Source organism: Pedobacter sp., from assembly GCF_040513095.1.
Lineage (GTDB): Bacteria > Bacteroidota > Bacteroidia > Sphingobacteriales > Sphingobacteriaceae > Pedobacter.
Window position 1 is genome coordinate 1 of the sequence record NZ_JBEVDX010000166.1, and the last position, 22,753, is coordinate 22,753.

At 42.4% G+C, this 22,753-nt stretch carries 25 protein-coding genes; 12 read left to right on the plus strand and 13 right to left on the minus strand.

Features of this window, described 5'->3' with window-relative positions; translation table 11 throughout:
- Nucleotides 1-43 precede the first annotated feature (43 nt).
- Complete coding sequence (locus tag ABWY16_RS18650; RefSeq protein WP_353906177.1) at nucleotides 44-499, minus strand: SRPBCC family protein; 456 nt, start codon at nucleotides 497-499, stop codon at nucleotides 44-46.
- Nucleotides 500-511: 12 nt separating this feature from the next.
- Nucleotides 512-961 carry an SRPBCC family protein gene (locus tag ABWY16_RS18655; protein ID WP_353906178.1) on the minus strand — a complete coding sequence of 150 codons (450 nt, stop codon included), beginning with the start codon at nucleotides 959-961 and terminating at the stop codon, nucleotides 512-514.
- A 265-nt stretch (nucleotides 962-1,226) separates the two neighbouring features.
- Here ABWY16_RS18655 and ABWY16_RS18660 point away from each other — a divergent pair, with 265 nt between their 5' ends.
- Nucleotides 1,227-2,030: an SDR family oxidoreductase gene (locus ABWY16_RS18660; protein WP_353906179.1), complete on the plus strand. Its 804-nt coding sequence runs from the start codon at nucleotides 1,227-1,229 to the stop codon at nucleotides 2,028-2,030.
- Nucleotides 2,031-2,083: 53 nt separating this feature from the next.
- Complete coding sequence (locus ABWY16_RS18665; protein ID WP_353906180.1) at nucleotides 2,084-2,989, plus strand: helix-turn-helix domain-containing protein; 906 nt, start codon at nucleotides 2,084-2,086, stop codon at nucleotides 2,987-2,989.
- 2 nt (nucleotides 2,990-2,991) lie between these two features.
- Here the strand turns inward: ABWY16_RS18665 and ABWY16_RS18670 are convergent, their stop codons facing one another.
- From ABWY16_RS18670 to ABWY16_RS18680, 3 genes are all read right to left on the minus strand, one after another.
- Complete coding sequence (locus tag ABWY16_RS18670; protein ID WP_353906181.1) at nucleotides 2,992-3,681, minus strand: ferredoxin reductase domain-containing protein; 690 nt, start codon at nucleotides 3,679-3,681, stop codon at nucleotides 2,992-2,994.
- A gap of 76 nt (nucleotides 3,682-3,757) precedes the next feature.
- Nucleotides 3,758-4,609: a helix-turn-helix domain-containing protein gene (locus ABWY16_RS18675; protein WP_353906182.1), complete on the minus strand. Its 852-nt coding sequence runs from the start codon at nucleotides 4,607-4,609 to the stop codon at nucleotides 3,758-3,760.
- Nucleotides 4,610-4,639: 30 nt separating this feature from the next.
- A complete protein-coding gene (locus ABWY16_RS18680) occupies nucleotides 4,640-5,143 on the minus strand; it encodes a DinB family protein (RefSeq protein WP_353906183.1) in 504 nt (167 codons plus the stop codon).
- A gap of 142 nt (nucleotides 5,144-5,285) precedes the next feature.
- On the opposite strand from ABWY16_RS18680, the gene ABWY16_RS18685 reads away from it, so the two are divergent.
- The 3 genes from ABWY16_RS18685 (at nucleotide 5,286) to ABWY16_RS18695 (ending at nucleotide 8,236) form a co-directional block, all read left to right on the plus strand.
- Complete coding sequence (locus tag ABWY16_RS18685) at nucleotides 5,286-6,407, plus strand: PAS domain-containing sensor histidine kinase (RefSeq protein WP_353906184.1); 1,122 nt, start codon at nucleotides 5,286-5,288, stop codon at nucleotides 6,405-6,407.
- Nucleotides 6,408-6,484: 77 nt separating this feature from the next.
- Nucleotides 6,485-7,060: a TetR/AcrR family transcriptional regulator gene (locus tag ABWY16_RS18690; RefSeq protein WP_353906185.1), complete on the plus strand. Its 576-nt coding sequence runs from the start codon at nucleotides 6,485-6,487 to the stop codon at nucleotides 7,058-7,060.
- 177 nt (nucleotides 7,061-7,237) lie between these two features.
- Nucleotides 7,238-8,236, plus strand: coding sequence for a saccharopine dehydrogenase family protein (locus tag ABWY16_RS18695; RefSeq protein WP_353906186.1), 999 nt, complete (start codon nucleotides 7,238-7,240; stop codon nucleotides 8,234-8,236).
- A 113-nt stretch (nucleotides 8,237-8,349) separates the two neighbouring features.
- Here the strand turns inward: ABWY16_RS18695 and ABWY16_RS18700 are convergent, their stop codons facing one another.
- Together ABWY16_RS18700 and ABWY16_RS18705 are read right to left on the minus strand one after the other, a co-directional pair.
- Complete coding sequence (locus ABWY16_RS18700; RefSeq protein ID WP_353906187.1) at nucleotides 8,350-9,093, minus strand: SDR family NAD(P)-dependent oxidoreductase; 744 nt, start codon at nucleotides 9,091-9,093, stop codon at nucleotides 8,350-8,352.
- A gap of 11 nt (nucleotides 9,094-9,104) precedes the next feature.
- Complete coding sequence (locus ABWY16_RS18705) at nucleotides 9,105-10,499, minus strand: MFS transporter (RefSeq protein WP_353906188.1); 1,395 nt, start codon at nucleotides 10,497-10,499, stop codon at nucleotides 9,105-9,107.
- A gap of 102 nt (nucleotides 10,500-10,601) precedes the next feature.
- Here ABWY16_RS18705 and ABWY16_RS18710 point away from each other — a divergent pair, with 102 nt between their 5' ends.
- Complete coding sequence (locus tag ABWY16_RS18710) at nucleotides 10,602-10,961, plus strand: winged helix-turn-helix transcriptional regulator (RefSeq protein WP_353906189.1); 360 nt, start codon at nucleotides 10,602-10,604, stop codon at nucleotides 10,959-10,961.
- A gap of 27 nt (nucleotides 10,962-10,988) precedes the next feature.
- Here the strand turns inward: ABWY16_RS18710 and ABWY16_RS18715 are convergent, their stop codons facing one another.
- Both ABWY16_RS18715 and ABWY16_RS18720 read right to left on the minus strand, forming a co-directional pair.
- The gene (locus tag ABWY16_RS18715) at nucleotides 10,989-11,381 is read right to left on the minus strand and encodes a VOC family protein (RefSeq protein WP_353906190.1); all 393 of its coding nucleotides are present in this window, start codon (nucleotides 11,379-11,381) and stop codon (nucleotides 10,989-10,991) included.
- 5 nt (nucleotides 11,382-11,386) lie between these two features.
- A complete protein-coding gene (locus ABWY16_RS18720; protein ID WP_353906191.1) occupies nucleotides 11,387-11,758 on the minus strand; it encodes a winged helix-turn-helix transcriptional regulator in 372 nt (123 codons plus the stop codon).
- A 156-nt stretch (nucleotides 11,759-11,914) separates the two neighbouring features.
- On the opposite strand from ABWY16_RS18720, the gene ABWY16_RS18725 reads away from it, so the two are divergent.
- Complete coding sequence (locus tag ABWY16_RS18725; RefSeq protein WP_353906192.1) at nucleotides 11,915-12,712, plus strand: SDR family NAD(P)-dependent oxidoreductase; 798 nt, start codon at nucleotides 11,915-11,917, stop codon at nucleotides 12,710-12,712.
- A 42-nt stretch (nucleotides 12,713-12,754) separates the two neighbouring features.
- On the opposite strand, the gene ABWY16_RS18730 is transcribed toward ABWY16_RS18725, so the two are convergent.
- A complete protein-coding gene (locus tag ABWY16_RS18730; protein WP_353906193.1) occupies nucleotides 12,755-15,199 on the minus strand; it encodes a TonB-dependent receptor in 2,445 nt (814 codons plus the stop codon).
- Between the two features lie 208 nt (nucleotides 15,200-15,407).
- Between ABWY16_RS18730 and ABWY16_RS18735 the strand changes: the two genes are divergently transcribed.
- Nucleotides 15,408-16,115, plus strand: coding sequence for a dihydrofolate reductase family protein (locus ABWY16_RS18735; protein WP_353906194.1), 708 nt, complete (start codon nucleotides 15,408-15,410; stop codon nucleotides 16,113-16,115).
- Here the strand turns inward: ABWY16_RS18735 and ABWY16_RS18740 are convergent.
- The 3 genes from ABWY16_RS18740 to ABWY16_RS18750 all read right to left on the minus strand — a co-directional run bounded on the left by ABWY16_RS18740 (nucleotide 16,112) and on the right by ABWY16_RS18750 (nucleotide 17,940).
- Nucleotides 16,112-16,921, minus strand: coding sequence for a type 1 glutamine amidotransferase domain-containing protein (locus tag ABWY16_RS18740; RefSeq protein WP_353906195.1), 810 nt, complete (start codon nucleotides 16,919-16,921; stop codon nucleotides 16,112-16,114). The genes ABWY16_RS18735 and ABWY16_RS18740 overlap by 4 nt on opposite strands.
- 92 nt (nucleotides 16,922-17,013) lie before the next feature.
- On the minus strand, nucleotides 17,014-17,292 hold the full coding sequence (locus tag ABWY16_RS18745; RefSeq protein WP_353906196.1) for a hypothetical protein: 279 nt from the start codon (nucleotides 17,290-17,292) through the stop codon (nucleotides 17,014-17,016).
- Nucleotides 17,293-17,556: 264 nt separating this feature from the next.
- Nucleotides 17,557-17,940 carry an RNA recognition motif domain-containing protein gene (locus ABWY16_RS18750; protein ID WP_353906197.1) on the minus strand — a complete coding sequence of 128 codons (384 nt, stop codon included), beginning with the start codon at nucleotides 17,938-17,940 and terminating at the stop codon, nucleotides 17,557-17,559.
- A 379-nt stretch (nucleotides 17,941-18,319) separates the two neighbouring features.
- On the opposite strand from ABWY16_RS18750, the gene ABWY16_RS18755 reads away from it, so the two are divergent.
- From ABWY16_RS18755 to ABWY16_RS18770, 4 genes are all read left to right on the plus strand, one after another.
- On the plus strand, nucleotides 18,320-18,508 hold the full coding sequence (locus tag ABWY16_RS18755) for a cold-shock protein (protein WP_353906198.1): 189 nt from the start codon (nucleotides 18,320-18,322) through the stop codon (nucleotides 18,506-18,508).
- Between the two features lie 283 nt (nucleotides 18,509-18,791).
- Nucleotides 18,792-19,388 (plus strand): Crp/Fnr family transcriptional regulator, encoded by a 597-nt coding sequence (locus tag ABWY16_RS18760; protein WP_353906199.1) that lies wholly within the window; start codon nucleotides 18,792-18,794, stop codon nucleotides 19,386-19,388.
- 184 nt (nucleotides 19,389-19,572) lie between these two features.
- Nucleotides 19,573-21,822, plus strand: coding sequence for a nitric-oxide reductase large subunit (locus tag ABWY16_RS18765; protein ID WP_353906200.1), 2,250 nt, complete (start codon nucleotides 19,573-19,575; stop codon nucleotides 21,820-21,822).
- A 60-nt stretch (nucleotides 21,823-21,882) separates the two neighbouring features.
- On the plus strand, nucleotides 21,883-22,728 hold the full coding sequence (locus tag ABWY16_RS18770) for a DUF2249 domain-containing protein (protein ID WP_353906201.1): 846 nt from the start codon (nucleotides 21,883-21,885) through the stop codon (nucleotides 22,726-22,728).
- Nucleotides 22,729-22,753: the final 25 nt, after the last annotated feature.

Sequence of the window (22,753 nt, forward strand, 5' to 3'; positions counted from 1 at the left end):
TGGATAACTGGAAGGAGGTTTCCTATTCAACTGATTTTTGTTCTTAAAGTATTTTATTTAACTCGGTTTCCAGCCTGTCCATATTCTCCTCGTTTTTATCTTCAACAAAAGGTCTGATTTTGCTGCATTCTTTGGCAGTATCAAAAACTTGACGGAAAATAATCTTCGTTTGCCCGGGATCGATCTCCTCAAACGTTACAACTACCCGAAACAATGGCTGAGAATAACGTTTCCAGGAGATCAGCGACGGGAATTGAAGGTCCGTGAATTCACAGGAATTAATATAATGGCCTTTCTCTGGTCCATGCATAGTAAAATTCCATTTGCCACCTTCCTTAAATTCAAACTCATGAAAAGTATTAGTAAAACCTGCAGGTCCCCACCAGTTTTTCAAATGATCAGGATCAGAAAATGCTTTATACGCTTTTGCCCTCGGGGCATTGAAAGTCCTTACAGTGACAATTTCGCAATCCTGGTTAATCGGTTCTGGAATTTTCATATTTATAGGTTTTTAAGCATCTGGTATCTGTGGCTCCACTAGTTTGATAAGCTTTTCAAGTGACTCCTGCCATCCCAGGTAACACATCTCCGCTGGTATCATTGCAGGTATGTTTTCCTGTAAAATTTGTAAATCAGTACCAACTGAAGTTTTTTTTAACCAAATGGTATTGACCATGGTGCCTGGTAGATTTGGATCATCAAACTTGTCGGTATATTTTAACAGCTCATTAGGTTTTACCTCTAAATATTCCCCGCCAAAGGAGTCAATCTTCCCAGTGCTGAAGTTCTGGAACGACATTTTAAATGTACCGCCTGTTCTTACATCCAACTCCTGCACTGTAGCAAGATAACCGTAAGGTGGTATCCAAGAGGCAAGTGCCGTAGCTTCAACGAAGGCACGGTAGACTTTTTCAGGAGAAGCCTTGATAACTCTGTGTAATGTTACGCTGTTGTCTGACATAGATCTCTTTTCTGATTGAAACTTGTTTACTAAAGTTGCAGGTAATACTGAATAGAATGGAGGGGTATATGCGACAATTTACGGGCGATATGCGACAAATTTTGCATACGACAATTCAACAGGCTTCTGTAAATCAACATTTGTTGAATCCAATCTCCCCAAAAGCCGTTCTGGGGCGGAACCTGCAATCTGGATACAACAACCCACGATCTGGAAACAATTTCCGGATGGTATTCCCCCAATTTTGTGGCGTAAATAAAACATCATGAACAAAACTATTTTTATAACAGGTGCATCAGCTGGTATGGGCAAAGCTACCGCGAAGCTGTTTCAGTCAAAAGGCTGGAATGTGATTGCAACTATGCGCAATCCCGAAAAAGAAACTGAATTAAACTTGCTGGAGAACGTCACTCTATTACCGCTGGACGTAACCAACTTGGAACAAATCATAAGTACTGCAGAAAAAGCTGTTTCCTTACATAACATTGATGTAGTATTCAATAACGCAGGTTATGGATTGATGGGTGCTTTGGAAGCATTGACTGATGAACAAGTTCTAAAAGAAATCAATACCAATCTTTTGGGGGTGATCCGGGTAACAAAAGCTTTTATACCTCATTTAAGAGAGAAGAAATCCGGCCTGTTTATCAGCACAACTTCTATGGGAGGATTTATAGGATTTCCTTTGCACTCTATCTACCACGCCACCAAATTTGGTATAGAGGGATGGTCCGAAAGTATGTCTTTTGAGCTGGGCTTACATAATATTGGTATTAAAACAATTGCGCCGGGTGCTACTGCAACAGATTTTACGTCGAGGTCTCTGGATAAAAGTCATCATATTGCATATCAGGAACTGGAGGATAAGTTATTTGGAATGACTGATAACATGATGGATCAAGCTATACATCCGGACAAAATTGCTGAAATTGTCTTTGAAGCTGCGACTGACGGTAAAGATCAGCTGCGCTATCTTATTGGCGAAGATACTAAAGCCATGTATACTCGGCGTACGGAACTGGGCAGTGAAGATTTCAGAAAGGAAATCAGACAACAGTTCTTATCATAATCAAACAGTTAAGAGAAATATTATCCTGTTGTATATTTGTATATTGTCTGACAATGAAGATCATCAATTCCATAACTGAAAAACACCGGCTGGTTTCCCTGCCAGACCCTCTGCATCCACTGGTGAGCGTCATTCGTATCGCTGACATTCGCTTCACAGATCCGGAGATATGGAAAAACTTTTCAGTGAACTTTTACTGCATCTCGCTGAAAAGGAACGTTAACGGAAAAACCAAGTACGGGCAGAATTATTATGACTACGATAAGGGAGTAATGACCTTCATCAGCCCGCGGCAGATAATGTCCCTTGATGATACACAAAACGGTATACTCTATCAATCCTCAGGTTATGCCTTGCTCGTCCACCCGGATTTTCTTTACAATCATCCGCTCGCAGCTGCCATAAAAAACTATGGTTTCTTTTCCTACTCCATCAATGAGGCGCTCCACCTTTCAGCAAAAGAAGAGCAATATATGGAGGAAATCTTTCTGAAGATCGAGCAGGAATATCAGCATATTGACAAACATACACAGGATATCATTCTTTCACAGATTGATCTGCTATTGAATTACAGTAACCGTTTTTATGAGCGGCAGTTTATTACCAGAAAGGCTGTTAATCATGATGTTTTGTCGCAGGTGGAGATGCTCTTATCAACCTATCTTGATGAAAAGCATACGCTTCACACAGGCCTTCCTACTGTGGATTTCCTGGCTGGTCAGCTAAACCTTTCAGCACACTATCTCAGTGACCTTTTGAAGTCACTCACTGGTCTGAGTGCCCAGCAGCATATCCATGAAAGCTTGATTGAAAAAGCTAAAGAGTATTTATCGGTAACAAGCCTTTCAGTAGCTGAGATCGCATACAATTTAGGTTTTGAGCACCCGCAGTCTTTTAATAAGCTCTTTAAAAGGAAGACCAGTGTGACTCCTTTAGCTTTCCGTCAAACATTCAATTAGTATCAGGACCAAAATCCTTTTACCTGGATATGGGCGTGACCCATGCTTTTCAATTGTCTCCGCAGTGCTGTAACCATTTGGTTATTTCCAATGAGGTAAAACCAGGTGTGTGCGGTGCAGTAGCCTTGCTTAACAATCCAGCCTGCCATTTCTTCGAGCGTAGACATGGTGTTCAAAGCAGGGGAATAGTTTTCATGCAGCAACTGGCCGGCCAGGCTGTCAATGATTACTGCGCTTTCAAAACGGCTCACCGGTACGGTTAGCTGCTGAAGTGCCAGCAAGTGTCCTATGCCACTTGCATCACCAAGGCCCACCACGAAGTCGGTAGGGTGGGGCGATTGACGTGTGCTCTCAGTTCTGAAATGATAAACTGTGTCCCCTTTGCGGAGCTCCTTTGCCCAGCGGCTTCCCGGTCCTTCATGATCTGAATCAATTAAAATGGAGCATGTGGCAGTATCTGCATCCCAGCCGAACGGAGTATAATCCCTGAAACTGAAATCATCAACCCGCAATTTGATATATGGCACATGGTTCCAGTTACGCATTTCAACATTTGGCAGATGCATTTCAATTTCAATTAAACCTGAGGCGTCCAGGGTGCGGACATCCAGTACCTCTCCGCTGTTTAACAATTGGCTTTCAATCAGCTTTCCGGCTTTGTTTTTTATTTGTTGTAAAATAGATATTTCCATGGTGTAGTATTTTAATACTACAAAGGAACCGCGTTTTTAATACCTGTGAAATAGCATATTCGCTGTAATGATAGGACTATTTCCGGTATTTCTGTCTGAAGCTGATCGCCGGGCTACCTGTAGCTTTACGGAAAAACCGTGAAAAATACGAATGATCGGTATAGCCTAAAGCGTGCGCAATCTCTTTCACACTGAGCTGACTGTAATACAACAATCGCTTTGCCTCCATGATCACTTCCTGCTGGATCCAGTAGCTGGCTGTAAATCCGGTTTGTTTTTTCAGGGCTTCGGTAAGGTAGGATTCAGAGATGTTTAACATTGAAGCGTACTCAGCAGGACTTTTCTTTGTTTTCAATTGCTTATTTAACAGCTGCTTGAACTGACTGCTGATTTGAGCAGGTCTTGAACCCCTGGTGCTGTCGTCTGTGGATTGCGAGTAATATCCAGCCGCGAAACCTATGAAAGACTGCAAAAGCGACTGGACAATGGTCATATAGAAGGGATTGGCATCGTCCCCATTTAATTTTTCCCGGAGCAGGCTAAGCAGAGCAATACACTGCCCCAGTTCATAGGGGGCCAGGTGATAGGGTTGCTGTACCCGCAATTGACCCTCAAAAATATTTCTGCAATCCTGTGGTACAAGAGCGGTATCAACTGCTAGATACCAGCCCGAAGCAAAGTTACTTTTGATCCGGTAATGTACCTGGCCGGGTAAAACATAATACAGCAATCTTCCGCTAAGCTCAACTTCAACGAAATCCATCACCATCGATCCCATTCCTTCTTCAACAACAAAAAATATGTAATGATCGTCGCGGTGTGCGCCAAGAACAGATGGATCTTCGTTGATCTCGTCCTTTTCAAAATACCTGATCTGTAATCCCTGGTTAGTTCTGTCCTGTAGTAAATGTATCGGGATATGATTCATTGTGCAAAGCTAGCGATTGCCAGCCTTTTATTAGCTTTTCTGGCTATCTTCATAAGTTGGACCATACAAACCCGGCACTTTATTTCCGGTAGCACGCAGGTACACGATCATTTCTCCACGGTGGTGATAAACATGGTTAAACAGGAAACCACGTGCTACAATACCCCTTGGTAAGGGGCCGAGCACTACCTGGTCACCCACTGTCATCGTCCATGCGTCTTCTAATTTCTCAGCGGTAAGTGATTTCAGTGCCTGTCGTGCTTTCTCTACATTACGCTCAAAAAGAGCCAGTGTAGCTGTAATGTCACTTGGTTCATTCTTTTCCAGCTGATCGGCTGCCATATCATAAATATCTTTAGTGAGCGTACCTACAAACCAGTAGTAAATAGTGGCAATGTGCTGGGCAAGCTGCCCCATGTTCCATGAAGTTTCTGAAGGTTTATAGGTGAGGTCTTTCTCTGGTACCGCCTGCAATAACCTGCGCGTACTTTTTACTTCATGTTCGAATTCCTGGATGAGATAATTTAGTATCATATCCTAATAGTTTATTAAAAATACAACAGAATATATAACAGTATGCGTAATAAAAATGTTTTGCTGACAACTTTGATGTATATTTATTAAAACGTAATTCTCCACGGTGTTGGATTTCGGGATACATCACAAATCCAATACAATGAATATAAACCCAGTGGAATCGGCCGAGCTGCTTAATCAGATCAAAAAAGATAATGATTACTATAAATCTATAATTGAAAATAACTCTTTTTATATCATTAAGACTGATCTGGAAGGGCGATACACCTATCTGAATCCTTTTTTTTGCCACATGCTGACTGTAAAATCAGAAGACTGGATAGGAAGAGAATCATTGGAACTGGTTGTTGCTGAAGACCATCAGATCTGTTTTGAAACAGTGGAAAAGTGCTTTTCAGCGAGTAATGAGACCCACTGGGTCATCCTTAGGAAGCCACTGCCAAATGGTAGTGTCATCTCGACCCAGTGGGAGTTCAAAATGATGAAAGATGAAAACGATAATCCGGTGGAAATCGTTTGTATTGGTCATGATATCACCCCACTGATCATGAAGCAGCAGGAGTTACAGGCCCTGGTTGATATTACCTCTGCACAAAATAAGCAACTGGTTAATTTTACTTATATTATTTCCCATAACATCCGCTCGCACGTAGCCAATATCATTGGTATTATTGATCTGAACGACACTGATAACGAAGAGGATAGGGCAATGACCTGGAGCCTTATCAAAAGAAGTGCTAAAAGTCTTGACGCAACTATTTATAATTTATCAGATATCATTACCATTCAGTCAAATACAAACCTGCCCACACAGACCCTCAACCTGAAGGATGAAATTCAGCTCACGGTAGAAAGTTTCGAAGTACTGATCAGGGATGCGAATGCCACGATCAATTACAATTTCAATAATCAGGCTGAGCTAACTACCAACACGGCTTATTTCGACAGCATCGTGCTCAATTTATTTACCAATGCCATAAAATACAAATCACCTGAAAGAGACCTTGACATTGATATATCTTTTTACAAGAAAGATAACTATGATGTGTTGCTTTTTAAAGATAATGGGGTAGGGATTGATCTCGACACGCACGGAGAAATGATCTTCGGGATGTATAAGACTTTCCACGGGAACCTGGATGCAAAGGGCCTGGGCTTATTTATTATAAAAACCCAGATCGAAGCCATGGGAGGAAAGATTGAAGTGGAAAGTAAGCTGAATCAGTTCACATCGTTTAAAGTATATTTTAAGCAGGATTAGACATATGTTTTGTAGAAATAAAATATGACACTAATCTAAAACGTACATTTCAGATTTAGCTTACCTTTGCGGATATTATGGCAAGGAACGTCGAATTTGATGAAGAAAAAGCAATTCAGAAAGCTATGGAAGTTTTTTGGAAAAAGGGCTATAGTGGTACTTCCATGCGCGATCTGACGGATGCTATGCAGATAAACGCCAGTAGTTTATATAACACAATAGGTGACAAGCATCAGTTGTTTGTAAGATGTATCACAAATTATGTGCACGGGCGGATTCAGGAAGCTTTGTCGCATTCTTCAAAAATTAAATCACCACTAAAAGCAGTCATCGGGTTAATCAACGATTCTGTGAATACAATTCTATATAGTGATAATCATTGCTTAGCCATTAAAACAACCTTCGAACTTGCCTCAACGGATCCGGATATCAAAGTCCTGCTCAAAGAAGACAGTGACTTTACGCACGGATTTCTGCTGAAGCTGATACAGCAGGCTATTGAACAAAAAGAAATCAGTACGGATACGGATGCTGAAACGCTGACTAGTTTTATCCTCAGCGCCTTTACCGGCTGGCACGAATCCTACATCATCCATCACGATCCTGTGAGGATTAAAAAGATGGCTAAATTTCTGATCGCACAAATTTCTTAAGTCTTGCGTGATGCATTTGACCTTTGACCATTGCAGGTGTTAAATGACATTAATCTGAAATGAATGTTTTAAAAATAGCATACGTTTGCTGGGGATATACGGGGTTAAAAATAGTTTATTTACTACTTTGTGCTGCTTTTAATTTGAAACGTATACTACAGAATAATACTCAATATTATGAAAAACTTAGAAACTACCCCAGAGGGGAAATTGCTGATCTACGGCGCAACAGGATACACAGGTACATTAATTGTTCATGAAGCTTCCCGAAGAGGCATCGACTTCGAAATTGCCGGCAGGAGTGAAGATAGACTGTCTGCACTAGCTGCTGAACTGAATGTTCCTTACCATGTATTTCCAGTTGCTGACAGAGAGGGATGGAAAAGAGCCCTGAAAGGAAAAACAGCATTGCTGAATATCGCCGGACCATTCAGTGAAACTGCTGAGCAGGCAATGGAAGCTGCAATTAAATCGCAAGTACACTACTTTGATATTACAGCCGAGGTAGATATTTATCGTCTGGCCGAAAGTAAAGATGTTGCTGCAGAGGCCGCAGGTATAATGCTATTATCCGGGGCAGGATTATTTGCAACGTATGATCCACTGGTTGTACATACTGCTAAACGCGTGAAAAATCCGGTTGCGATGAGAGCTGCTTTCAAATATTCAGGAGGTTTTACCCCGGGATCTGTTGCCAGCAGTGGTAATATCATTAACGCCGGCTTATTGGTAAGAAAAAACGGTGAGATTAAAAAACTCACTGAAGCGCCTTCTGCTTCTTTTGATTTAGGTGACGGTCCGGAAGATTTTTCTCTGATGCCCTTAGGTGGATTGGTGATCAGTTACAAATCAACAGGTATTCCTGATATTGAAGAATATTTCGCAATGGCGGTTCCGGCAGAAGAAGGCTCTGATACTTTCAAAGAAGGACATCCTGTAGCAGCATCAGGCGCGGAGCGCAGTAAAATCCTTATTGAAGTAACTGGTGAAGATGGAACAGTAGTACGCTCGATGGCTGATACACAGGATGGATATATGCCAACGGTTACCTCAGCAGTAGAAGTTGTTATGCATGCCTTGAATGGCTCATTTAAAATTGGATTCCAGTCGCCTGCTTCTGCATATGGAGCAGAGTTGCTGACATCGTTACAAGATGTCAATATTACAGATTTTTAATGTTCATTTGAGAACATCAGGGGTACGCTGATTAATCTATCAACAAAACACCAATGGTTTTGCCAGCATTAATGCTGACAAAACCATTGGTGTTTTGTTATAAAATGAATTGATTAAGCGATTGATGATCCCCCATCAATAATATGGTCTGCGCCGGTAATGAATGACGCTTCATCACTGGAAAGAAAAGCAACTAGCTGACCAATCTCTTCCGGCTTGCCAATACGGCCAATAGGGGTTAAGCTGATCAGATAATCGTTCATGCCTTTTAAAGTCTCAGTATCCATTCCCATCTTACTAAATAATTCGGTGTCAATTGCACCAGGACTGATGGAATTTACCCTGATCTTCCTTGCGGCAAGTTCCAATGCCGCGGTCTTTATGATAGAATTCACTGCCGCTTTACTGGCGCTGTAAACACTTAAAGTAGGACTAACCGTAGTAGCAAGGACAGAAGAAAGCACCACAACTGATGCGCCATCATTCAAATAAGGAATGAATTTGCTTAGGGTAAAAAATACACCCTTATAATTCACATCGTTGATCTTATCGAAGTTTTCCGGTGTTTCCTTTTCTATAGTAGATGTACCTGAAACTCCGGCATTGATATAGAGGATATCAACCTTTCCAAACTTTTCACTGACCTCTGCGACCAGCCTGTCAATATCTTGAAGCTTCGCCTGATCTGATAGAATAGCGGTAACTCCAAGTTCACTTGCAGCCAGATCGATTGCTTCTTTCCTTCTTCCGGTAATAATAACGGTGGCACCTAAGTCTTTCAATACCTTTGCCGTTCCGTAGCCCATACCACTGTTTCCGCCGGTAACGACAGCTATCTTGTTTTCAAATTTGTTCATTGTCTTGTTATTTATACTGTTTGTGATGTGTAATGTAGTTTTTTTTGTTTCCCTGGTATGGTAATCATTGCTATGATGGCAGCCACCACAGAAATCGCTGCAGCTGTTAAGAATGCCGTACTCAGCCCGGAGGAAAAGTCCTGCGGTTTCGAATTGGCTGTGTATACCGATAAAACCGCAGCTATGCCGATGGCGCCACCGATCTGCTGACTAATCTGCAGAACTCCAGAAGCTATACCAGCATCCTCATCCTTGATACCCTCGAGTATTACAATGCTTCCTGGGGTAAAAACCAAGGCAATACCAATGCTATGCACAACAATTGGAATGAGGATGCCAGCTGAATATGTACTGGTGCTGCTTAGTTCTGAAAAACCCAGCAAACTGAGTGCTACCAAAACGGATCCTGTAATTAAAAGGCTGCGGTTTCCGAATTTTGTAATCAGGCCTGGGATGTAATTTGATAACAGGAATACTATAGTGGTTAAGGGAAGATAAGCGACTCCCGCCATCAGCGGATTGTATCCCAGCACTTCCTGAAAATATTGAAGGATAAGAAACAAGGTTGCAAAGTGCATTCCACAGATGACTGCCATGACCAGCAAACCCCCGCGCCTTTGCATCGGGGCCAGAATGCTTAACTTCAATAAGGGCTCTTTAACTATAGTTTCTATCTTTATAAAAAGCATGAATAGTGCAACAGCAGCAATAAAACTAACTGTTGTTGTCAAAGCAATCCAACCATATTCTCCTCCACTGATAAAGCCAAAGACGAGTGCTGCAGAACCTGCTGTGGCCGTTAATGCGCCCAAAAAATCTACTTTACCCCTTAGCTTCGCAGTTTCAGGTACAAGAAGAGCAATTGCAACAAAAGCTATTGCGCCTACTGGTACATTGATCAGCAATGACCATCTCCATGATATAAAGGCTGTTAATGCCCCGCCTAAAATAAGACCTAATGATGCACCAACAGATGATACTGCTACAAAGAGTGAAAGACTGCGATTTTTTTCATCTTCATTTCTCGCCAGAATAGTAATAAGAGCGAGTACGCTTGGGGCAGCCAGTGCCGAACCTATTCCCTGGAAAATACGGGCGATGATAAGTATGGAAGGGGATTGTGCCATGCCTCCTGTAAGCGAAGCAAATACAAATATAGCAAGACCTACCTGAAAGGCTCTGACCTGACCCATGATATCACCCAGGCGTCCCCCCATCAGAAGCAAGCCACCGAATGCCAAAGCAAAGGCATTTGGAATCCAGGATAAATCTGTAGCGGTAAAACCCAGATCCAGCTGAATATTTTTTAAAGATACAATCACGATGAGGAAATCCATCGCCAGCATCAGTTGCACAGTAAGTATAATAGCAATTGCTGTTTTTCTATGAATTAAAGTAACTGTCATAAATTTTTTCGATAAAATTGTTGGTCCAAAGGTAATTTAACTTAACTTTACTTTTGATATGGGTTTCCCTTAGTATAGTGGGTTCCCTTAATGATCGCAAAAATGGAACAAACAAGATTACTCGGTGACATAGAAAAGGATTGTTCAAAAATCCTCTTTGCAATACAGGATGCACTAGATCTGATCAGCGGAAAATGGAAGATCAAAGTGATTAGTGTGCTGCTTTATGGTAAAAAGAACTTTACCGATTTGCAAAGACAGATTGATGGTCTGGGCTCCAAAATGCTTTCGAAAGATTTACAGGAGCTGGAAATTAATGGGCTGATTACCCGAACAGTTAATGCCACAAAGCCCATTACTGTAACGTATGAGCTTACGCCGTATGGTCATACTATGGAACCTATCATACAGGTGCTGGCAGATTGGGGTACAGAGCACCGGCATAAAATTACAGGAAGGTAATAAGTTTTCTTGACCAGGCCCTGGGGGTTAACCCATATTTGCAAATGGAGTATGCGCTACTTCGATTACTTGTCCGTCTGGATCGAAGAAATCTAAAGTGTAATACTCTTTTGAATACGGCATCAGTAGGGGACCGCGAATAATGTTTGCTTGTTGCGCCACCATTGCAGAGCAGACTTCCTCAACCTGCCCTTTTTCAACGGCCTGAAAGCAGAGGTGCCTTACACCAAGCGATCTTAGCTTTTTGATCTCTTTCATTTCCTGGAAGTAAATAACCATGTTTTCAGTAGAGAAAGAAACATCACTAATTTTTTTCCAGCCAATCAGGGGCAGGAAGCTGTTATAGAAGTTCATTGATTGACGTAGATCAGATACCCAAAACTCAATATGATTTATCCCTGGTTTTAATCGATTGCTCATAATTACTATTCTTTTAATTGCATTCTGTTTCTTGCTTCTAAAATAGCTGGCGTACTTTCCAGCGCCCATTTCTTCAGCATATTAATGGCAGGCATTAAGGTTTCGCCCAGCGGTGTAAGCGTGTATTCTACTTTGGGAGGTACCTGGGGATACACCTTTCTGCTGATCAGCCCGTCGGTTTCCAGACTTTTAAGTGTTACCGTCAGCATCTTTTGTGAGATGCTTCCTATTTTATGGTCCAGTTCGCTGTAACGAAGTGTTCCTTCACTTAGCATATCAATAATCATGAGGGACCATTTATCCCCAACACGATCCAGTAGATTACGGATGCCGCAATCTGCCATGTCAAAGTCCTTTTTGATTTCTTTCCTGATCATAACTTATTGATTTTCAATATTACAAACATGGCGGTTCGTTACTGTTGTCCGCGTACGTTCTTGTTCGCGCCTTTGTTGCCAGATACCTTTGACTATCCAAAAGTAGCTTTTTGGTGGCGATTAAATTATAATAATACAATCATAATAACAAGAATCATGGATTTACAAATTAAAGGAAAAAGAGCATTGGTAACAGGATCAAGTTCCGGCCTGGGAGAAGCAATAGCAATTATGTTGGCAGCGGAAGGGGTTGAGGTAGTAGTTCACGGCCGGGATGAAGGCCGCACAAAAGCTGTTACAGATAAGATCAACCAATTCGGAGGGAAAGCAGCATATGCAATTGGTGATCTTGCGACGGATGAGGGGGCAGATGATGTGGTAAAAGCTGCACTGGTAAATGGACCTATTGATATCCTGATTAACAATGCCGGTGTTTACCGGGGACAGCCCTGGATGGATGTTACTCCGGGGGAGTGGCTGCAGACTTACAATACAAACGTCGTGTCAGGTATAAGAATGGCTCAGCGTCTGTTGCCACAGATGCGTGAACTGGGATGGGGACGAGTTGTACAGGTGGGCGGGATCACAGGGATCCAGCCTATGGCTATACAGCCGGATTACAATGCTGCAATGGCAGCGCGGCACAATTTAACGGTTTCATTGGCAAGGGATCTTAAAGGTTCAGGAATAACATCCAATACCGTTGCTCCAGGAGCGATGCTGGTTGAAACTGTCAAAAACCTGATTTTGGGGATGGCACCGCAGAATAACTGGGGCGATAGCTGGGAGGAAATTGAAAAGAATGCAGCGGCCCTGTTTTTGCAAAACGATACAGGCAGGTTCGGAAAGCCTGAAGAAGTTGCCGGCGCAGTTGCCTATCTGATGAGCTCCTATGCTGATAACATTACCGGATCAATAATCAGGGTTGACGGAGGGCAAACCTTATCCGTTTAAAAGTTTTCAAAAGCACCAGTCTTAAAACTGGCTGGTGCTTCATTACAGCCGCTCTGATTCGTTCTGCAAACCTGTCTCACGACTGGCATTAGTCTTGATCTTATTGTTACCGAAGCGATAGCTGAAGTTCAGACGAACCTGACGGCTTTCGCCTCTAAAGGTAGTATGAAGCAATAAATCATTGAGCCGGGCATCGGTATTGATCCTGTTTGTTCTTAGTATATCAGTAACAGCCAGTTTGAGTGTTGCTTTATCACTCAATAGATTCTTTTGCATGCCCAGGTCAATTTGGGAGTTGCTCTTTACATAAGTATTTAAACCACTGATGTTTTTGGAATTAACTACTGCTGCAGCTTCTGCAGTGATGCGTGCAGGAAGTTTGAAGGTTTGCTGCACATTCAGAGTCCCGGCGAAACGGCTTCGGTTATAGTTGCCGTATTCGGCAGTACCGACATTATTCTGTAGCCGGTATCCTAAGCCGCTGATGCTCACATTCCACCATTTTGCCAGATTAACCTGCTGCGTAACGGTCATGCTCAAGTTGTTCCTGAAACCAATATTCCTGGGTATGGTATAAATTATATTATCCTCTGCTATTTCCGTAATGACATTGGCTAAGTCGCTTGTATGCGTATAACTGACAGCGGCTGTAGTACTCTTATAACTATACTGCAGTGCCAGACTATTGGCATATTGCGGCTGCAGAAAGGGATTGCCCCTCCAGTAGGAAAGTTCATCAACCGGATATGAAAAGGGGTTCAGATTGTTGTATGCCGGGCGGTCAATGCGGCGGGCAAAACTCAGATTGTAAGTGCCCGATTGCTCAGTCTTATAAGTGATGGCTGCGGTTGGAAAGATATTCAGATAATTTCTGACTACCGATGCAGGATCCTGGCTGCTGCCTTCCCTGGGCTGTAAATCACCCTTGGAATGCGTGTTTTCCAGTCTTACCCCAAAGTCTATGTTCAGGTTTTTACCAAGTGGAGTTTCATATTTCAAATATCCTGCGCTGACCTGTTCGTGGTAATTGAAAGTATTGGAAAGGTTTACATCAATCACATTTACATCGCCATTGGCATCATACTGATTAAATATATTTTTTGCATTTACATCTGAGTATTTAGCCCCGGCCACCATTTTTCCCTTCCCCACAGGAAATCCGTAATCTGCTTTGAGGGCATACAATTTAATATCCCTGCTGTTGGAGACCAAAAAGTTATTGGAGGATTGGAAGTCACCTGCCGCTGAGTAATAGGCGTTTTTACTCAGATTATCAGTAGCAGCATCAAAGATCCCATAATCTGCATCAACATCAAAAGTAGTCTGGTTATTGCCTTTGTAACGATAGTTCAAATTGGTATTGTACCTTTTGGCTATCTGCTCGGGGTAGCTGCTTTCACTTCTCAGGGTTTGTAAAAGCTGCCCGCTGGCCTGATCAAAAATACTGGTAACCGGAAAGATGATCCCGCCTCCGCTGGACACATTGCCATTCACCACAACACCTATAGTCTTGGTGCTGTCAATTGCATAATCCGCCCCAATATTTGATCCTATACTATGCTGTTTGTCTATATCATGGCTGTTATTTAAAAATACTTTCCCGTTTGTTGTCCGGTCATTGTCGTAATCCATTGCATAATGGCCGAATCTATGGTTATAACTGCCAAAAAGGTTGAGTTTACCCTTGCGGAAATTGAGGTTAAGGTTGGTGTTTTGCTTAATGGTATTACCATAGGCCAGCCCGTTATTGATACTGCCGTTAAAACCTTCTGCAAGTGATTTCTGAAGTACCAGGTTTATGATGCCACCCGTTCCTGCTGCATCATATTCGGCGGAGGGGTTTTTGATAATTTCTATCGTTTTCAGGTCAGAGGCAGCAATGGATTTGAGCAATGTCGCCAGCTCTTCGGCCTGTAAATAGGTTTGCCGACCATTGACCATCACCAGGGCAGCGCTGGAGCCATTTAGAGTGACAGTATTGTCCTGGTTGACGATCACCCCGGGAGTTTTTTTCAATGCTTCCAATGCCGTACTGCCCTGGGCGGTTATACTTTTCTGGATATCATATACCATCTTCCGGCCTTCGATCTTAATCAGTGGTTTGTTGCCAGTGCTCTGGATCACTACCTCCTTTAGGCTGCGGCTCGAAGTGACAATCTTAATTGGCCCCAGATCGGTATTGCCAGCTATTTTCAGCAGGTCAGTCTGATAGGCAAGTGCACCTAAATAACTTACTGAAATAACATAGTTTCCCGCAGCCACAATAAAAGAAAATGTTCCATCTTTACTGCTTGATCCCTGTTTGAGCACCTGGCCGTTAATGCCATCCTTTAAAAAGATAGTCGCACCATCCACATCCCCCTCATTTGAATTTTTAATCAGCCCTTTTAAAGTAAAACCGGCATTGCTTTGGGCAAAGCCCTTGGAAAAAAAACAGCTGAAGAGGAGGATAAAAAAATAAGTGTGCTTCGTAAAAGAGTATCTCATGATGTGGATTTAGGTGCTAAACTGATCTATTGTGTCCCTGAAATTTACAGTACTGTATCCATTATTCGTGCAACTATACGCCAAGGTAGAAATAATTAAGTTTTTATAAGAATGAGATAATTCAAAATTCTCAATGTTGACGGAAGTATTGGCGAACAAGTGATCAGGACTATTGTTAATACTACGCTTAATTACTTATAAAAAGATAATGATGAATGATCGCCCTTATGTGATATGTCTGATGATGACCTCTGTAGATGGTAAAATCCTGACAGAAAAGTGGGGGGATAGTCCCCGGATAAAAGTCCTGAAGGGCAAATTTGAACAAGCGCATGAAACCTTTGGGATTGGTGCCTGGATAGTTGGCCGCACCACCATGGAAAAGGATTTTACGGATTTTGCGCCTGCGGTGCTTAAAAAAGGACATCATGAAGTTGACCGTCTTGATTTTGTAGCTGAACACGCCGGCAGCTCCTTTGCCATCGCAATAGATGCCGGTGCAAAATTAGGATGGAACGAACCAACGATGGGCGGTGACCATGTCATCACGGTCCTGACGGAAGGTGTAAAGGATGCCTATCTGGCCCACCTTAAGGATATAGGTGTCTCTTATATTTTTGCGGGTAAGAAGGAAATTAATCTGAAAACAGCACTTAAAAAACTCCGCAACCTGTTTGGGATAGAAAAATTGATGCTCGAAGGCGGAGCACACATTAATGGAAGTTTTTTGAATGAAGAACTGATCGATGAGCTGCATCAGCTTTTTTTACCTATAGCAGATGGCGGGATTGACACCGCCACACTTTTTGAAGTGGAAGAGAGCGTTAAAAAGAAAGGAGCGACCCTGCTGAAACTTGAAAAGGTGCAGCAGATAGAAGACGATGTTTTATGGCTTACCTACAAGTTTGATTATTAAACCCCAAGATCGAGTGCTTTAACGAAGAGCTCTGCTAATCCTTTGTCTGAAGGCGGATTTTGGCCGGTGATCAGCTCACGGTCCTGAACCACATGAGGGGTAAAGATTCCATTAGCAGATTTTTCCAGCAGACCACCAGCAATGCTCAGGGCATTGGCGACATAGAATGGAACCTTTCTGTTGCCCAGTAAGTGTTCTTCTGCAAAATACTCTTCCTCATTGGAGATGACGGTCATGCGGTATCCCTCATATATCCAGCCCTCTGCCAGTTTTTTAGCGGTGTTGTTATCACCTGTTATGAGCGCTTCTCTGTATTGGGCAGGATTATTTACTGCAGCGGTAATGGCAACAGGACCGTGGCATAACAAGGCAGTAGGTTTGGCAGTGGAATGAAAGTGTCGAAAGATCTCTCCAAGTTCCGCATCCTGCATCAGGTCAACCATTGGCGGATGACCACCGGGAACAAACACACCTGCAAATCTATCGAGGCCGCTATCTATAGCTTCGCGGAAGCTAACAGGGTTTTGAACAGCCGGGTGGTTGTGTATAAAGTCAAGCGCTTTCTGGTATTCCTGTTCCTTGTTATCAAAATGCGTGACATCCAGGGATTTTGCATCCACAACAGGTATGTTACCCTTGGGTGTAGCAAGTATGACGTCATAGCCGGCTTTAAGTACGGCGCTTACTGGTACAGCCAGCTCATTCAGGAAGAAACCTGTTTCAGCTGCTGTGCCGTCCTTAAGAATAATTGTGTCGGTACCTGATGCTATGACGAGCACAGTTCCTTTTTTTGATAGATTACTCATGATATCTGAATTAAATTACAATTCAAATGTCTGAATAACTGCAGGGGGCTTGTTATGAAAAACAAAGGACCCTGTATGAATATCAAAGCGCTTTAAGCTACTGCGCTATCGTATTGAAGTATTAATGAAGCTACGCTTTTTTCGATGTCGTAGTAATCGCTGATCGCCTTACTCAAAGCCATGCGGTAATTGGAATTGCCGCTGCCGGTTCTCCTAGCCTGGAGTACCAGATCATTGTTATTGATAAATTCGAGTGAGATATTATATGAACCGACAAGATGTGTGAATGGTACTTGTCTGTCTATACTTGCTTTCAAATTTTGTCTGATTGAAAAACAAAGTTTTTCAACTTCTCTTTCTGAATTATACATAATCACCTGTTTACATTTGCATTGCAATATCTTTGCCAATTTGAGATAGCTGATTATATGCAGGAAAATGTAATGCGCAGCAGGTGAATGTCCGGAAAATAATACATTATCTGTACCATTAATTCGATTTAGCGCGGTGATTGCCTCGTTCAGTAGAATTCACGCACAGGCAGTTAAAAAGAGTGGTGCATCCGCAAAATGGGAACCGAATTGCACAACAAAACTGTGCGGACTTAAATTGGCCGTGATAACCCGGCACAAGATTTATGCTTTTCTCGGACGTTTGGGTTTAACCACGCCCGCCGGCCGCTCCACTTTAATACCCGCCGGCCTTTCAACTTTAACATAAGTAGCTGGCTTTGGCGCTGCAGGGCGAAATGGCTTTTTTGCAGGCGGAGCCGGAGCTGCCTCATCGTTTACCTTAAGGGTTAATGTTTGGCCCTTTAAACTTCTTCCGCTCAGTGCTTCAACCGCATTGTTTGCATCGGCCAGGCTCTTCATCTCCAAAAATGCATACCCTTTACATATGCCCGTTTTTTTATCCCTGACAATTTTAACCGTATTCACAGTTCCATGTAAGGCAACTAGCTGTACCAGTTCAAGTTCTGTATAATCCAGCGGAAAGCCTCCTATAAATAATTTAACCATTATAGATTACTAATAAACTTTAATTTTTTTTGCTGTCTAATGTGTATTATGCTTCAAAACTAAGAATATAATTATAAATTTTTACTGCAAGAAAACACTTTATCATGTAATAGTTTAAGAATCTGTGATCTATGTTCCATTCTTGCGTTCATGAGGCTATTTATTTTTGCACATTCACCATCGGGACAGCGTTCAGCATCAATCTGGCCTGCGTTTTAATGTTCGTGAAAACTAAGAAATTATTTAAATGAAAAGATTATATGCTTTATAGTTCATTGTGAATTTAATGTTGAATATTTTTACCGACTTCTTGCAAACATAATTTGGTTCCACAAGTATAATAACTATATTGAGCCATTATTTTAAACAATTTATTACAATGAAAAACGGTACAGTAAAATTTTTTAACAGTGAAAAAGGCTTTGGCTTTATTAAAGACGAAAACGGAAAAGAAATCTTTGTTCATGTTTCTGGTCTGATTGACGAGATTCGTGAAAATGATGAAGTAGAATACGAAGAACAAGAAGGCAAAAAAGGCCTGAATGCAGTAAACGTAAAACTTGTTTAATCGAATAGGTTAGCTTTGCTCATGCAGGATAAATATCAGAATATTTGTCCTGCATGATTTTTACTAATATCCCCGGTGGCTTCATCCCGGTGCCACATGATTTTATATTACCCAAATCTCAGCTGAAACCTCCCGGTTTTCCATAGCTGAATCGATTCATTTTACATATTTACTGATTTAAGCCTTCAAGGCAATTGTACTGTTCTTCCTAAACAAGCTGATAATAGAAGATAAATTCATCCTTTATTAAGAGTTTATTTATCTTTGGTAAAAATATTGTGCAATGGTAACTGAAGATTTATTAATAGCATACGGAGCGAAAAAAGTCTGCTTCAGCAAAGGGGAAATCATTTTTAACCAGGGTGATTCCAGCAGGTACTTTTACCAGATTATCAACGGCGGAGTGAAGATGAACAACTTTAATGACGACGGTAAGGAATTTGTACAGGGAATCTTTTCTGATGGTGACAGCTTTGGGGAGCCGCCGATGTTGATTAAGGAATGTTACCCGGCGAATGCAGTAGCAATTGCGGCCTCTGAGATTTATCTGCTAAGGAAAGAGCGGTTCGTCGAACTTCTGATGGCTAACCCCGAAATTCTTTTTAAACTGACAACTGCATTGGCAAAGCGACTGTATTTCAAATCCATTATGGCTTCAGAAATTTCATCGCAGGAGCCCGAACACAGGGTGCTGAAACTGATCGATTATTTCAAAACCAAGATCAGCAAGATCCCCGAAGATAAACCCTACAGAGTGGAAATCACGAGGCAACAGATCGCTGATCTGACCGGACTTAGGGTGGAGACTGTCATCCGCTCGATCAAATCCCTCGAGAAAAAAGGAGAGCTCAATATCAGCAGCCGTAAGGTCTACAGATAGTTCCCTACACCTAAACGCTTTTTTTTCTTTTATGATTACGCTCATAAAACTAAAGTTGATCCCCAATATACCTTTGGCGTATCGAATAGTTAATGATTAATCAAAAGGATTTGAATTGTAGCAGATGATACCGGCCGTATTCAGTCTGATGCAGATCATTCCTGTTAAAAGAAAACAAAAGCAGATGAAAAAAGAAAGAAGACTATGGATCGCACTTGCACTTGTAATGAGTATCTCGTTTGCGGTACTGGGTTATTACGGGTATCAGATCTACCAGCAGGCGCCGCCAATTCCCGGTCGTATAGTTTCTGAGGATCAAAAGGTAGTTTTTACCGGGGAAGAGATTAAAGACGGGCAGAATGTCTGGCAAAGTATAGGCGGCCAGGAAATTGGCTCGGTATGGGGCCATGGGGCATATGTAGCGCCCGACTGGACGGCAGACTGGCTGCACAGGGAAGCGGTATTTATCCTCAATAAATATGCACAGAAAGATTTCCGGAAAGATTTCAGCGCGCTCAGTGAAGAGCAGCAGTCGGCCTTAAAAATCAGGCTGCAGAAAGAACTAAGACCAAATACTTTTGATGAAAAAACAAATACTATAACCATATCGCAATACCGCATAGAGGCGATCACTTATCTCAGCAAGTACTACGAAGGGCTTTTCATGAATGATGCTGAATTCGATAAGTTGAGGAATGATTATGCCATTCCACGAATGACAGTGAAAGACCGTGGAAGAATGCATCAGATGACTGCTTTCTTCTTCTGGGCTACATGGGCCACGGTAACTGAGCGACCGAATTTAAAAATTTCCTACACGCACAACTGGCCATCAGACGAACTGGTAGGGAACGTAGTTACACCTGATTTATTGATATGGTCTGGTGTCAGTATCGTGCTGCTGCTGCTGGCTATAGGCGTCATCTTATATTATCATGTGCAATCAGGTAAGGAGGAAGAACTGGAAACTCCTGTTGAAGATCCCTTACTGAGAGAAGGTATTACCCCATCAATGCTGCTCACCAAAAAGTATTTTCTGGTAGTGAGTCTTTTAATAGTACTGCAGGTGGTAATGGGTATTGTCACAGCGCATTACGGGGTAGAGGGGAACGGGTTCTACGGTATACCTCTGTCTGAAATTCTGCCTTACTCGGTTACACGTACCTGGCACACGCAGCTGGCGATTTTCTGGATTGCAACAGCCTGGCTGGCAACTGGTTTGTATATAGCCCCGGCGGTTGGAGGCAGGGATCCCAAATTCCAGATTATTGGCGTCAATTTCCTCTTTGTAGCACTCCTAATTATAGTACTCGGCTCTATGGCCGGCCAATGGATGGCGGTAATGCAAAGGTTAAACCTGGTGGATAACTTTTGGTTTGGACACCAGGGATATGAGTATGTAGACCTGGGCAGGTTCTGGCAGGTATTTTTACTGGTTGGCCTGTTCCTTTGGCTGGCTTTGATGGTAAGGCCGCTGCTCCCTGTCCTTAAAAAGAAAACGGAAGAAAAGAACCTGATTGTTATGTTTTTAATTTCCTGTACCGCAATAGCAATGTTCTATGGCGCAGGCCTGATGTGGGGAAGAAGAACGAACCTGGCTATTGCGGAATACTGGAGATGGTGGGTAGTTCACCTTTGGGTAGAAGGATTCTTTGAAGTTTTTGCTACGGTAGTTATTGCATTCCTGTTTGTGCGCCTGGGACTGCTGAAAACCAAAACAGCTACACTGAACGTGATTTTCTCCACAGTAATCTTCCTGTTTGGGGGTATACTCGGAACTTTCCACCATATCTATTTCTCAGGTACACCTGTTGGTGTGATGGCCCTTGGTGCCACATTCAGCGCGCTGGAAATTGTTCCGCTGGTACTGATAGGGTACGAAGCTTATCACAATTATACACTGTCGAAATCAACTGTATGGATCAGAGATTACAAATGGCCCATCTATTTTATGATTGCGGTTGCTTTCTGGAATTTCCTGGGCGCGGGTGTATTTGGGTTTATCATCAATCCGCCGGTAGCCTTATATTATATACAAGGCTTAAATACTACTGCATTACACTCCCATACAGCGCTTTTTGGCGTGTACGGAATGCTGGGAATTGGCCTCATGTTATTTGTGATGAGAAGTTTATACCGTCATGAGGTCTGGAACGAGAAACTGCTGCGTTCGATTTTCTGGTCGATCAATGTTGGTTTGTTAACGATGGGTCTCCTTAGTCTGCTGCCGGTAGGAATCTGGCAGGCTATGGCAAGTATAGACAAAGGAATGTGGTACGCCCGCTCCAGCGAACTCATGCAGCAACCAGGAATGGTATTCCTAAGATGGCTGAGGGTTTTCGGGGATGTTTTCTTTGGTGCAGGCATCCTGCTGCTCAGCTATTTTATTTTCGATCTGGTCATCAGGAAAAAAGTAAGGGAAAGTAATTTGTAACCGGTGTAACCCCGGGCTGGTATTTAATCATGGGGAATGTGAACTTAAACGCAAAACAAGATGAAAGCTGAAAACGGAATCAGTATTGATGCCAATACACGCATTAAAGTGTTGCTGGATGCAGATCAGGTACATGTTATAGATGTGCTGGTAAAGCTCAACAAGAATTTTTCCAAACTGAGGTCCCCCATATTGAGAAATTTACTGGCCCGCAGGGTTACAATTGCCGAGGCCTGTAAGATTGCAGGCTGTCATGTGAAGGATTTTTTAAACGTGATGCAGCATATAGGTTTTACTGTTGCTGGTACCACTGACAAAAAAGCGGACGTAGCTACCGGACAGTCGTCGGAACAAATAGATTTTGGCCGAAGGGCCCTGGTGTTCGACCTGGATGTTCGCCCTTATCTTGAGCGGGATGAGGATCCCTTGAAAGTGATCCTGAATTATGTCCGTAAACTGGCGGGGGGTGAACGCCTGAGGCTTGTCAATAAGTTTGAGCCTACGCCATTGATCAATCTCCTGAAAGACCAGGGTTTTCTTTACTATGTTGAGGTGCTGGACAATGACCTGGTAGTTACATGGTTTGAGAAAACGGATGATAAGTATGCTGCGGTATTTGAGGGACAGGACAAGAAAAAACAAAACGAACAGGAAAGATTTGATAGTGTGAAAAGACGCTATCCTGCGGATAAGGTGAAATACATCGATGTACGTTACCTGGAAATGCCAAACCCTATGTTAGTGATTATGGAAAATACCGAACAACTCAAAACAGGTGAGCTGATCTACGTATACCATAAAAAAGTGCCACTGTTTCTTTTGCCTGAACTGGACAAAAGAGGGTTGAACTATATATTTAACCACAAATCAGCAACGGGTGTTGACATGTTGATTTACAGGTCATGAGTTTGGGCAGGCATCATCCAAAGCT